This window comes from Pseudomonas sp. S3_B08, assembly GCF_054667725.1.
The window spans coordinates 5,069,596-5,082,499 of sequence record NZ_CP162750.1; the positions used below are offsets into that span (position 1 = coordinate 5,069,596).

Genomic DNA, 12,904 nt, shown 5'->3' on the forward strand with positions numbered 1-12,904 from the left:
ATTCTGAACATCCCCCAATCAGTCCCCTCTCCCTCTGGGAGAGGGTTAGGGTGAGGGGCTTTTGATTCTTGCTTGGCGCAGTGAACGAATCTCACAAAACCCGCGTCATAAACCTCCTCGGGCGCTGTAGGAAACCTACCGCCCAGCCCTGCGATTAGTCCTTACCGCCCCATTCATGTTTAACTTGAACGTTCATTCAAGTTAAACCGGTGGTTCGCTGCCCGCTCACAACAGGAGGCTTGCCTTTGCTGAGTCCGATCATTTCAGCCACGTTTCAACCCTTCGAGGTGCACCTTTCATGAGTGCATCGTCTACCCCCGCCAGCGGTCTGGTGCGCATGAATCCGCCGGTGTTCTACTTCGCCGCGACGGTCATTCTGCTGTTTGGTCTTGTCGTCATCGCCATCCCCGAGCAGGCCGGCGCCTGGTTGCTGGAAGCGCAAAACTGGGCGGCCAACACGGTCGGCTGGTACTACATGCTCGCGATGACCCTGTATCTGGTCTTCGTGGTGGTCACCGCCTTATCCGGCTACGGCAAGATAAAACTCGGTGCCGACCACGACGAACCCGAATTCAGTTACCTGTCCTGGGCCGGCATGCTGTTCGCCGCCGGGATCAGCATCACGCTGTTTTTCTTCTGCGTCTCCGAACCGCTGACCCACATGCTCCAGCCACCGCAAGGCGACGCGGGCACGGCGGACGCGGCACGCCAGGCGATGCAGATCCTGTTCCTGCATTGGGGCCTGCATGGCTGGGGCGTGTTTGCCTTCGTCGGCATGGCGCTGGCCTATTTCGCCTATCGGCACAATCTGCCGCTGGCCCTGCGTTCGGCGCTGTATCCGCTGATCGGCAAACGCATCAACGGCCCGATCGGCTATGCGGTGGACGGCTTCGGCATCATCGCCACGGTGTTCGGTCTTGGTGCCGACATGGGCTTCGGCGTGCTGCATCTGAACTCCGGGCTGGACTACCTGTTCGGCATCGCCCACACGCAGTGGATTCAGGTCGGCCTGATCACGCTGATGATGGGTGCGGCGATCATTGTGGCCGTCTCCGGCGTCGACAAAGGCGTGCGGGTGATGTCGGACATCAACATGCTGCTGGCCTGCGGGCTGCTGCTGTTCGTATTGTTTGCCGGGCCGACACAGCACCTGCTCAACACCCTGATCCAGAACGTCGGCGATTACCTCGGCGCGCTGCCGATGAAGAGTTTCGACCTCTACGCCTACGACAAACCGAGCGACTGGCTGGGCGGCTGGACCGTGTTCTACTGGGCCTGGTGGATCGCATGGTCGCCGTTCGTGGGCCTGTTCATCGCGCGGATTTCCCGGGGCCGCACCATCCGTGAATTCGTCTTCGGCGTGCTGTTGATTCCGCTCGGTTTCACCTTGGCGTGGATGTCGATCTTCGGCAACAGCGCCCTGGATCAAGTGCTCAATCACGGCATGAGTGCGCTGGGCATGTCGGCCATCGACAATCCGTCGATGAGCATTTATCTGCTGCTGGAAACCTATCCGTGGAGCAAGACTGTCATCGCCGTGACGGTGTTCATCAGCTTCGTGTTCTTCGTGACGTCTGCGGATTCCGGCACCGTGGTGCTCTCCACCCTGTCGGCGAAAGGCGGCAACCCGGATGAAGACGGGCCGAAATGGCTGCGGGTGTTCTGGGGTGCGATGACCGCGCTGATCACCAGCGCACTGCTGTTTTCCGGCAGCATCGATGCGTTGAAGTCGGCGGTGGTGCTGACCTCATTGCCGTTCTCGTTGATTCTGCTGCTGATGATGTGGGGCCTGCACAAGGCGTTCTATCTGGAGTCGCAGAAGCAGATCGCGCAGTTGCATTCGCTGGCGCCGGTCTCCGGTTCGCGGCGTGGCACCGGTGGCTGGCGTCAGCGCCTGAGTCAGGCCGTGCACTTCCCGTCCCGCGACGAGGTGTACCGCTTCATGGAAAGCACGGTGCGTCCGGCGATCGAGGAAGTGACCGCCGTGTTCGTCGAAAAAGGCCTGCACGTGGTTACCCAGCCGGATCCGGCGCATGACAACGTCAGCCTGGAAATCGGCCATGGCGAGCAGCATCCGTTCATCTATCAGGTGCAGATGCGCGGCTACTTCACGCCATCGTTCGCGCGCGGCGGCATGGGTTCCAAGCAACTCAACAATCGCCGCTACTACCGCGCCGAAGTGCACTTGAGCGAGGGCAGTCAGGACTACGATCTGGTCGGCTACACCAAAGAGCAGATCATCAACGACATCCTCGACCAGTACGAACGGCACATGCAGTTCCTGCATCTGGTGCGTTGACCGACGGCTGCGCGCCGGGTCTGCTCAGGACTCGGCGCTCAGCAGCATGAACAACACCATTGCTGCTGCCGGCACGCCGAATACCGCGCTGCCAAGCGCTATTTCCGTACCCAGCGGCCGCCCGCATGAACTACGCCGACTGCGCCATTGATCAGGGTCATCGCAAGCCATAGCGCTGCGAAGCGGTAGGCCATGGTCTGGCGGCTGAAGCCAATGGGGTCGCCGATGTAAAGCATCAGTGCGAGCAGGACCAGGCCGGAGAAAGTGATGATGGTGATGTGCATGGCAGTTTTCGCCTGGTGAATGGGTGTTGCCTGATTGGCCGCCTTCGCGAGCAGGCTCGCTCCCACAATGGATCTCGGCTGGACATGAATTTCATGTTCACAGGAGAACTCTGTGGGAGCGAGCCTGCTCGCGAAGGGGCCAACTCGGTGTCACTTTGAGCATGGCCAATCCAGCGAGGCTGAAGCGCAGGAAAAAATGTGAAACGTTTCAGCAATTGGTCGAACCGGAGGTCGGCGTCGCGCCGCTTGGGCGTATGCTGGGCGGCTTGTTCAGAACTGAATATGAAGGCCGCACGCTGCGGCAGAACCTGGGGCTGGTTCGACCTGCAAATCGCTTTGCATGATTGGTAGAGCTTTTGTGGTGAGGGTATTTATCCCCGTTCGGCTGCGAAGCAGTCGTAAAACCAGCGCACTCGGTACACCTGATTCGCCGAGGTTTCAGGTTTTGGGGCGGCTTCGCCACCCATCGGGGATAAATCCCCTCGCCACAAAGATGTCCGGTTGCAGATGACTAAAAGACAGACAAGAGAGGATTCGATGACTTACACCGCTGCCGAAAATCGCTACGACTCCATTCCCTACCGCCGCGTCGGCCGCAGCGGTCTGGTGCTGCCGGCCTTGTCGCTGGGCCTATGGCACAACTTTGGCGACAGCACGCCGATCGACACCCAGCGCGCCTTGCTGCGCACAGCGTTCGATCTGGGCATCAACCATTTCGATCTGGCCAACAACTACGGCCTGCCATACGGCAGCGCCGAGATCAATTTCGGTCGCCTGCTGCGCGAAGACTTCAAGCAGTATCGCGACGAGCTGATCATCTCCAGCAAGGCCGGTTGGGACATGTGGCCTGGCCCGTATGGTCAGGGCGGCGGTTCGCGCAAATACGTGCTGGCGAGCCTCGACCAGAGCCTGCAACGCCTCGGTCTGGACTATGTGGACATCTTCTATTCGCACCGCTTCGACCCGGACACCCCGCTGGAAGAAACCGCCAGCGCCCTCGCCACCGCCGTGCAGCAGGGCAAGGCGCTGTACATCGGTATCTCGTCCTATTCCGGGGTGAAAACCCGCGAGATGGCCGGGCTGCTGAAAGAGTGGAAAGTGCCGCTGCTGATTCATCAACCGGCGTACAACCTGCTCAATCGCTGGGTGGAAAAGGATCTGCTCGATACCACCGATGAACTCGGCACGGGCGTCATCGCGTTCACGCCGCTGGCGCAGGGCTTGCTCACCGACAAATACCTCAACGGCGTGCCGGCCGATGCGCGAGTCAATCGCCCGGGCGGCGGCTCGCTGCAGGCTTCGCACTTGTCCGAGGCCAACATCGCTCACGTGCGAGCGTTGAACGAGATCGCCCAGCGTCGCGGCCAGAGCCTGGCGCAACTGGCACTGGCGTGGACCCTGCGTGATCCACGAGTGACCTCGGCGCTGATTGGTGCGAGCCGGCCGGAGCAGATCATCGAGAACGTCGGCGCGCTGAAGAATCTGCATTTCAGTGCTGAAGAGCTGGCGGAGATTGACCGGTTTGCCCAGGAGGGCGGGATCAATCTTTGGGAGAAGCCTTCGACGGCGGAGTGAGCCACCCTCACCCCAGCCCTCTCCCAGAGGGAGAGGGAGCCGACCGAGGTGTCTTGCGTCTTACATCGACCTGAAATACCGAGTCGATTATGGATTCAGCAAAGTACGTTCAGGTCGGCGTACTTCTACAGCATCCCCAATCAGTCCCCTCTCCCCTCCGGGAGAGGGTTAGGGTGAGGGGCTTTTGCCTTTAAAAGGGCTCAGCGAAAAAACGGCACATCCCCCAACACCGTCGCCCGCTGCATCACCCGCCGCGCCGGGCGGTAATCGTCCACCGCGTAATGCTGCGTCACGCGGTTGTCCCAGAAAGCGATGTCGTCCTTCTGCCAGCGCCAGCGAATGGTGAATTCCGGCCGTGTCGCGTGGGCGAACAGAAACTTCAGAATAGTCTCGCTCTCCGCCTCGGAGAGCTCGTTGATCTTTGAGGTAAACCCTTCATTGACGAATAGCGAGCGCCGCCCGCTCACTGGGTGGGTGCGAATCACCGGGTGCGACAGCGGCGGATTCTTGCGCCGCGCTTCTTCCCACTGCGCCAGCGCCTCAGGCGTGTTGCCGTAGCGCTCCAGCGGAAACGATCGGGTGAAATCGTGGGTGGCCGTCAGACCTTCGAGCAGGTTTTTCATCGGCGCCGACAACGCTTCATATGCCGCGATGCCGCTGGCCCACAACGTGTCGCCACCGAACTCCGGCAGCAACTTGGCGCTGAGCACTGCGCCCATCGCCGGCGTCGGCAGGAAGGTCACGTCGGTGTGCCAGATCGCGTTATCGCGCACGTCGGTGACGGCGGTGTCGAGGATCAGCACTTCCGGTTGGTCCGGCACGTTCGGGTAGATCGGATGAATGTGCAGGTCGCCGAAATAATGCGCGAAGCGTGCCTGCTGTGCCGGCTCGATCGGCTGGTTGCGGAAGAACAACACCTGATATTTGAGCAACGCCTGTTCGATGGCGTCGCGGTGTTCCAGGCTCAGCGGCTGGCTAATGTCGACGCCACTGATCTGCGCGCCGAGGGCCGAGCTTAACGGGGTGATGTTGAGGGTGCTCATGGTCGTTCTCTTCGAATTCGGAGTGTCATGCTTTTGTGGGAGCGAGCCTGCTCGCGAATGCAGAGTGTCAGGCGACAGTGCAGTGAATGATCTGACGCTTTCGCGAGCAGGCTCGCTCCCACAGGGGAATTTTCACAAGGCGATTTAGTGCGCCTGGCCGTGCCATGGCACCAGTCTGCGCTGCAATGCGCGCAGGCCCATTTCCATGGCGAAGGCGATCAGGGCGATGACCAGAATCCCCAGCACCACGACATCGGTGACCAGGAATTGCGCAGCCGACTGCACCATGAAGCCCAGGCCACTGGTGGCCGCGATCAGTTCAGCGGCGACCAGGGTCGACCAGCCAACCCCCAGGCCAATGCGCACGCCGGTGAGAATGTCCGGCAGTGCGCTGGGCAGAATCACATGGCGAATCAACTGCACGCGCGTCGCGCCCAACGACTGCGCCGCGCGCAGTTTTGCTGGATCAACCGTGCGCACACCCGTCGCGGTGGCAATGGCAATCGGCGCAAAAATCGCCAAGTAGATCAGCAGCACTTTCGACAACTCGCCGATGCCGCACCAGATCACGATCAGCGGCAGATACGCCAGCGGCGGGATCGGGCGGTAGAACTCGATCAGCGGATCGAGCACACCACGGGCGATGCGGTTGGCGCCGATGGCAATGCCCACCGGCACGGCGGTGAGAATCGCAAAAGCGAGACCCAGGCCGATGCGGCTCAGGCTCGCGCCCAGGTGCTGCCATAACGTCGAATCCATATATCCCGAGGTCGCCAGCAGCCAGCCTTTTTGCAGCACGGCAGAGGGCGGTGGCAAGAACAGCGGTTCGATCAACTCGGTCGCGGTCACCGCCCACCAGACCGCCAACAGGCCGAACAGGGTCAGCAGGCTGATCCAGCGAGTGCTGAGGCTGCGGCGCAGCGGGATGCTCACCGAAGGTGTTTTCACCGCCGCAGCGGAAACGTCGTAACTGCTCATGCGCGCTCCTGCCGGGGTACGGCGCTGCGTTGCGAGAAGACTTTGCTCAGTACATGCTCGCGGGTTTCGATAAAACGCGGATCGGATTTGATCGCGCGGGCCGACTCGCCAGCGGCGTAACGCTGACCGAAATCCAGCTGCAGGCGCTCGACGATCTGCCCCGGATTCGGTGCCAGCAGAATCAGGTCCGTGGCGAGGAACACCGCTTCTTCAATGTCGTGGGTAATCAGGAAAACCGGTTTGGCAGTGCGCTGCCAGACTTGCAGCAACAGCTCCTGCATCTGCTCGCGAGTGAACGCATCAAGCGCACCGAACGGCTCATCCATCAGCAGCACGCGCGGATCGGCGGCGAGGGCGCGGGCGAGGCCGACGCGTTGTTTCTGGCCACCGGACAATTGCCAGATGCGTCGGTCTTCGAAGCCGGCAAGATCGACCAGCGCGAGCATTTCACGGGCGCGCTGTTCGCGTTTGTCCTTGCCGACACCGGCCAGTTCGAGGCCGAAGGCGACGTTGGCCAATACGTCCTGCCAAGGCAGCAAGGCGTCGTCCTGAAACACCACGCCACGTTCGGCGCTCGGGCCTTTGACCGGCACGCCGTCAAGGGTGATGCGCCCGGCACTCGGCTCGACGAAGCCGGCAATCAGGTTCAACAGCGAAGTCTTGCCACTGCCGGAAGGGCCGAGGGCGACCAGCAATTGCTGCGGCCCCAGGGTCAGAGAAATATCCGCCAGCACCGGCTCCGGGCTGCCCGGGTACTGTGCGCTGATGCGCTCCAGCTGTAGCAAGGCCATCGCTGTATCTCCCGATCAGTTGGTGATGTATTTGGCGCTGACGTAAGGCGCGTAGTCCGGCAGCACGGCTTCGACTTTGCCTTGCTCCTTGAGGAACGCGGCGGTGTCGGTGATGGCTTTGGTGGTCGGCGCGCCGAGGTCACTGACCTGATCTGCCGCCAGCGGGTAGACGTTGCCCTGCAACAGCAATGGAATGTCGCTGGCCTTGGCGCCGGAGAGTTTGACCAGTTTGTCGACGTTGCTCTGGTTGGCCAGCCAGGCCTGCGGATCCTTGCGGTAAGCGGCGTAGGCGTCGAGGGTGACCTTGGCGAACGCGGTGACGATTTCCGGGTGCTTTTCGGCGAAGTCTTTGCGCACGATCCACGCGTCGAAGGTCGGCGCGCCGAACTTGGCCAGTTCGCCGGAAGTGATCAGCACTTTGCCGTTCTCCTTGGCGACGCCCAGTGCCGGATCCCACACGTAAGTGGCGTCGATGTCGCCGCGTTTCCATGCGGCGATGATCGCTGGCGGCGCGAGGTTGAGCACGGTGACTTTCGACGGGTCGATGTTCCAATGCTTCAGCGCGGCGAGCAGGCTGTAGTGCCCGGTGGACACAAACGGCACGGCGATTTTCTTGCCGATCAGATCCTGCGGAGTCTTGATGCCGGAACCATCACGCGCGACCAGTGCTTCAGCGGCGCCGATCTGCGTGGCAATCAGGAAGGTTTCGACCGGCACTTTGCGCGTGATCGCGGCGGTCAACGGGCTCGAACCGAGATAGCCGATCTGCACATCGCCGGACGCGATGGCGGCAATGATGTCGGCACCGTTATCGAATTTGCGCCAGCTGATATCGGCCTTGGTGGCTTTCTCGTAGGCGCCGTCGGCCTGAGCGACCTTGGCCGGGTCGACGGTAGTCTGGTAGGCGACGGTGAGATCGGCCGCCTGGGCCAGGAAGCTTGCAGCGGCCAGCGAGGCGGCGGCGAGCAGGCGAAGCGGGAAATTCAGTTTCAATTGAGAGCTCCAGATCAGGCGACCGAATGTCGGCGTGAATGGAGACTAAATGATCTAAGAAACGATAAATAAATAACTTTTTCGAATGAGCATATGAGCGGAAAAATCTAAGGATAGGAGAGGGTGTGGGGATTTCGGATGATTCGTTCGACGTCAGAACTTTGCCCCCTCACCCCAGCCCTCTCCCCCAAGGGGGCGAGGGGGAAAGGGAGCTGATCTTCATGCTTTTCAAGGCCTGAGTTCGGCCCGGTATTTCAGGTCGGTGTAGCTCGCAAGAACAACGCGGTCAGTCCCCTCTCCCTTTGGGAGAGGGTTAGGGTGAGGGGCTTTTAATTGCTGATGGCGAGGATGCTCGCCTGATACGCGCCGACAAACACATCGAAATCGCCAACCTCGTTCTGCTCAAGCTCGGTCTGCTGTGCCAGCGACGCGCGCGCCAGCTCTTCAAACTTCGCTTGCTCGTCAGCCGCCAACGGCTCGCTGCGGAAGAACTCGGCGTGGGTCTGGCTCTGGCGCAGGGAGAACTGCGCAAAGCTTTCCTTGTGCTCGGCCATGGCCGCCAGCACCTGCGCCGATGGGGTCAGGGACGGGTCGTTGACCTTGGCCAGTTGCGCATCCAGGGCCTTGCTGTGGGCATCGCCGCCGACGCTCTGGTCGAGCATCGCCGCCAGCGGAGCAATCTGTTCCAGCAGTTCGGCCGCCCATTGCTTCATCTCGACCGGTTGACCGTCACGCTGCAATTGCAGGCCCGGACGGCGACCTTCCTTGACCACGCTGAGGAAGTTCGAGGTGGCGTTGCCGCACGAAGTGTTGGTCAGCAGCGGGCTGTCGTTCAGCGCGCAGTACAGCAGGAAGGCGTCGATGAAGCGCGATTCGGTGAGGTCGATGCCCATCGGCAGGAACGGGTTGATGTCCAGGCAGCGCACTTCGACGTACTGGATGCCGCGCGCCATCAGCGCCTGGATCGGCCGCTCGCCGGTGTAGGTCACGCGTTTCGGGCGGATGTTGGAGTAGTACTCGTTTTCGATCTGCAGGATGTTGGTGTTGAGCTGCACCCACTCGCCATCCTTGTGCGTGCCGACTTCCACGTATGGCGCGTAGGGCGTGGCCACGGCTTCGCGCAGGCTGTCGGTGTAGCTCGCCAGGTCGTTGTAGCACGGTGTCAGGCCGGCCTGGGCATTGCTCTGATAACCGAGATCGCTCATGCGCAGGCTGGTGGCGTACGGCAGATACAGCGTGTCCGGATCGAGCTGCTCGAGCTGATGCGAACGCCCGCGCAGGAAGCCGGCGTCCAGCGCCGGCGAGGCACCGAACAGGTACATCAGCAGCCAGCTGTAGCGACGGAAGTTGCGAATCAACGCGATGTAGGAAACCGATTGGAAATCGCGATCGGTGCCGACGAAACCTTCGGCCTCGCGCAGCAATGGCCAGAGCTGTTCCGGCAGGGAAAAGTTGTAGTGAATCCCGGCAATGCATTGCATGGTCTTGCCGTAGCGCAGGGCCAGGCCCTTGCGATAAACGTACTTGAGCTGACCGATGTTGGAGGTGCCGTAATAGGCGATCGGAATATCTTCCTCGGCCGGCAACGGGCACGGCATCGATGGACTCCACAGGTACTCGTTGCCGAGTTTGCTGTAGGCAAAACGATGAATCTTGTCCAGGCTCGCCAGCGTGTCGGCAGGATCCGGCAGGGCAGGCGTAATGAATTCCAGCAGCGACTCGGAGTAGTCGGTGGTGATCTGTTCGTTGGTCAGCGCGGAACCCAGGGCTTCGGGGTGCGGCGTTTGCGCCAGGCGACCTTCACTGGTCACGCGCAGGCATTCACGTTCGATACCGTGCAGGCACTGCTTGAGCAGAGAGAGGTTAGCGCGCTCGCCGAGCAGAGCCAGGCGGCGGTTGAGAAGTTCGCTCAATTTGGATTCCTTCACGCGTCAGTCGCCCCAATATGGGGGTGGGCAAGACGGTCTACAAGGGTGAAGTTGAAACTGGCGTTATCGCCTGGTTTGTAGCGGCAGGCCATTTGCCGGTCAGTCAAGAACTGCACAATCCCTGTGGGAGCGAGCCTGCTCGCGAAGAGGGTTTTGCAGTCAATGTCATCGTCGACTGACACACCGTCTTCGCGAGCAGGCTCGCTTCCACAGGATTCATTGCGCCGAAATTAACTCAAAATGATGAGCAACATCTACAGGACAGCGAAGGTGCCTTGCGCTTTTGCGACCAGTTTGTCGCCCTGCACCACCTCGGCTTCGACCACCAGCGTGCGCCGGCCCGGGTGGATCACCCGCGCCGTGCACAGCACCTCGCCGTCGGAAACGGCGCGGATGTAGTTGATCTTGCATTCGATGGTCGCACTCTGCTGATCGAAGCCATGGCTGCTGGAACAAGCCAGGCCCATGGCGATGTCGACCAGACTGAACAGCGCGCCGCCGTGCAGTTTGCCGCCGCGGTTGCGCAGTTCGGGCTCAAGCGCCAGGGCGACTTGCGCCACCCCGGTTTCGAGACTGTGCAGGCGACAGCCCAACAGCTTGAAAAACGCGCTCTCGACGAGCCCGGCCGGCATTTCCATCAGCGTTTCTTCAACTGCTTGGCGTTGGCGAACAGCGAGGCCATCGCATTGTTCACCGGCGCGGCGGTGGTGGTTTCCTTGCGCGGCGCGTTGCCCGAAGACTGGCGCGGTGCCGAGCCCGGACGCGAGCCACGGGCGCCATCGATTTTCTCGCCGGGAGTGTCGCTCATGCGCATCGACAGACCGACGCGTTTGCGCGGGATATCGACTTCCATGACCTTCACTTTCACCACGTCACCGGCCTTGACCGCTTCGCGCGGGTCCTTGATGAACTTCTCCGACAGCGCCGAGATGTGCACCAGACCATCCTGATGCACGCCGATGTCGACGAATGCACCAAACGCCGTCACGTTGGTCACCACGCCTTCAAGGATCATCCCCAGTTGCAGATCCTTGAGGTCTTCGACGCCTTCCTGGAATTCGGCAGTCTTGAACTCCGGACGTGGGTCGCGACCGGGTTTTTCCAGTTCTTGCAGGATGTCGGTGACAGTCGGCAGACCGAAGGTTTCGTCGGTGAATTTCTTCGGGTCCAGACGCTTGAGGAACGCGGCATCGCCGATCAGCGAGCGAATGTCGCGGTCGGTTTCAGCGGCAATGCGCTGCACCAGTGGATAGGCTTCCGGGTGCACCGCCGACGAATCCAGCGGGTTGTCGCCGTTCATCACGCGCAAGAAACCGGCGGCCTGTTCGAAGGTTTTCTCGCCCAGTCGCGCGACTTTCTTCAGCGCTGCACGGGTCTTGAACGCGCCGTGTTCGTCACGGTGAGCAACGATGTTCTGCGCCAGCGTCGCATTGAGGCCGGAAATCCGTGCCAGCAAGGCCACGGAGGCGGTGTTCACATCCACGCCCACGGCGTTCACGCAGTCCTCGACCACGGCGTCCAGACCGCGCGCCAGTTTCAGCTGCGAGACGTCGTGCTGGTACTGGCCGACGCCAATGGATTTCGGATCGATTTTCACCAGCTCGGCCAACGGATCCTGCAGGCGACGGGCGATCGACACGGCGCCACGGATCGACACATCGAGGTCCGGGAATTCCTTGGCCGCCAGTTCCGACGCCGAGTACACCGAGGCGCCGGCTTCGGAAACCATGACCTTGGTCATTTTCATCGCTGGATATTTTTTGATCAGCTCGATCGCCAGCTTGTCGGTCTCGCGGCTGGCAGTGCCGTTGCCGATGGCGATCAGGTCCACCGAATGCTTGGCGCATAGCGCGGCGAGGATGGCGATGGTCTGATCCCATTTGTTGTGCGGCACGTGCGGGTAAACCGTGGCGTGGTCGAGCAGCTTGCCGGTCGAATCGACCACGGCCACCTTGCAGCCGGTACGCAGGCCCGGGTCGAGGCCCAGCGTCGCGCGCGGGCCTGCCGGAGCGGCCAACAGCAGGTCGTGCAGGTTGTGCGCGAAAACGTTGATCGCTTCGGTTTCGGCGCCATCGCGCAACTCGCCGAGCAGGTCGGTTTCCAGGTGGGTGTAGAGCTTGACCTTCCAGGTCCAGCGCACCACTTCACCGAGCCATTTGTCCGCCGGGCGGTTCTGGTTCTGGATGCCGAACTGCTGAGCGATCATGCCTTCGCACGGGTGCATCGTGCCGGGCAGCTCATCGCCGACTTTCAGCGCGGAGCTGAGAATGCCTTCGTTGCGGCCACGGAAAATCGCCAGGGCACGGTGCGATGGCATGCTTTTCAGCGGCTCGTCGTGTTCGAAGTAATCACGGAACTTGGCGCCTTCCTCTTCCTTGCCGGCGATGACGCGGGCACTGAGGATCGCTTCCTGTTTGAGGAAATTACGCAGCTTTTCCAACAGGCTGGCGTCTTCTGCGAAGCGCTCCATGAGGATGTACTTGGCGCCTTCCAGCGCAGCCTTGACGTCGGCCACACCTTTTTCGGCATCGACGAAGCGTGCGGCTTCGGTTTCCGGCGACAGGTTCGGGTCGTTGAACAAGCCGTCGGCCAGTTCGCCGAGGCCGGCTTCGAGGGCGATCTGGCCCTTGGTGCGGCGCTTCTGCTTGTACGGCAGGTACAAGTCTTCGAGACGGGTTTTGGTGTCGGCGAGCTTGATGTCGCGTTCCAGGGCAGGGGTGAGCTTGCCTTGCTCTTCGATGCTGGCGAGGATGCTGATGCGCCGTTCGTCGAGTTCTCGCAGGTAGCGCAGGCGCTCTTCCAGATGACGCAACTGGGTGTCATCGAGGCTGCCGGTGACTTCTTTCCGGTAACGGGCGATGAAGGGGACGGTAGAACCTTCATCGAGTAGCGCGACGGCCGCTTCGACCTGTTGTGGGCGTACGCCGAGTTCCTCGGCGATGCGGCTGTTGATGCTGTCCATAAAACCACCTGACATAGTATGAAAGCAGGCTCGCAGGCACGCAGATAATGG

At 61.4% G+C, this 12,904-nt stretch carries 10 protein-coding genes and 1 pseudogene; 3 read left to right on the forward strand and 8 right to left on the reverse strand.

All coding sequences use genetic code 11. The features are described from left to right. The first annotated feature begins 337 nt into the window (after positions 1-337). A complete protein-coding gene (gene betT, locus AB4N73_RS22935) occupies positions 338-2,299 on the forward strand; it encodes a choline transporter BetT (RefSeq protein ID WP_167333564.1) in 1,962 nt (653 codons plus the stop codon). 24 nt (positions 2,300-2,323) lie between these two features. Here the strand turns inward: betT and AB4N73_RS22940 are convergent. Further along, a pseudogene (locus tag AB4N73_RS22940) lies at positions 2,324-2,583 on the reverse strand (hypothetical protein). 161 nt (positions 2,584-2,744) lie between these two features. Between AB4N73_RS22940 and AB4N73_RS22945 the strand changes: the two are divergent. Together AB4N73_RS22945 and mgrA are read left to right on the forward strand one after the other, a co-directional pair. Next, positions 2,745-2,927, forward strand: a complete 183-nt coding sequence (locus AB4N73_RS22945) for a hypothetical protein (protein ID WP_095181105.1) — start codon at positions 2,745-2,747, stop codon at positions 2,925-2,927. A 193-nt stretch (positions 2,928-3,120) separates the two neighbouring features. Continuing rightward, positions 3,121-4,158 (forward strand): L-glyceraldehyde 3-phosphate reductase, encoded by a 1,038-nt coding sequence (mgrA, locus tag AB4N73_RS22950; protein ID WP_252877241.1) that lies wholly within the window; start codon positions 3,121-3,123, stop codon positions 4,156-4,158. A gap of 200 nt (positions 4,159-4,358) precedes the next feature. On the opposite strand, the gene tauD is transcribed toward mgrA, so the two are convergent. The 7 genes from tauD to AB4N73_RS22985 form a co-directional block, all read right to left on the reverse strand. Then, positions 4,359-5,201, reverse strand: a complete 843-nt coding sequence (gene tauD, locus AB4N73_RS22955; RefSeq protein WP_252877242.1) for a taurine dioxygenase — start codon at positions 5,199-5,201, stop codon at positions 4,359-4,361. Positions 5,202-5,345: 144 nt separating this feature from the next. Beyond that, positions 5,346-6,179, reverse strand: a complete 834-nt coding sequence (gene tauC, locus AB4N73_RS22960; RefSeq protein WP_150637913.1) for a taurine ABC transporter permease TauC — start codon at positions 6,177-6,179, stop codon at positions 5,346-5,348. After that, on the reverse strand, positions 6,176-6,970 hold the full coding sequence (gene tauB, locus AB4N73_RS22965; RefSeq protein ID WP_071174062.1) for a taurine ABC transporter ATP-binding subunit: 795 nt from the start codon (positions 6,968-6,970) through the stop codon (positions 6,176-6,178). The genes tauC and tauB overlap by 4 nt, the downstream gene beginning before the upstream one ends. Before the next feature lie 15 nt (positions 6,971-6,985). After that, on the reverse strand, positions 6,986-7,963 hold the full coding sequence (tauA, locus tag AB4N73_RS22970; RefSeq protein WP_024011179.1) for a taurine ABC transporter substrate-binding protein: 978 nt from the start codon (positions 7,961-7,963) through the stop codon (positions 6,986-6,988). Between the two features lie 329 nt (positions 7,964-8,292). Next, positions 8,293-9,876: a glutamate--cysteine ligase gene (gshA, locus tag AB4N73_RS22975; RefSeq protein WP_041477477.1), complete on the reverse strand. Its 1,584-nt coding sequence runs from the start codon at positions 9,874-9,876 to the stop codon at positions 8,293-8,295. 269 nt (positions 9,877-10,145) lie between these two features. Next, positions 10,146-10,529, reverse strand: coding sequence for a PaaI family thioesterase (locus AB4N73_RS22980; protein ID WP_052392141.1), 384 nt, complete (start codon positions 10,527-10,529; stop codon positions 10,146-10,148). Further along, positions 10,529-12,853 carry a Tex family protein gene (locus tag AB4N73_RS22985; RefSeq protein ID WP_305381979.1) on the reverse strand — a complete coding sequence of 775 codons (2,325 nt, stop codon included), beginning with the start codon at positions 12,851-12,853 and terminating at the stop codon, positions 10,529-10,531. The genes AB4N73_RS22980 and AB4N73_RS22985 overlap by 1 nt, the downstream gene beginning before the upstream one ends. Between the last annotated feature and the right edge of the window lie 51 nt (positions 12,854-12,904).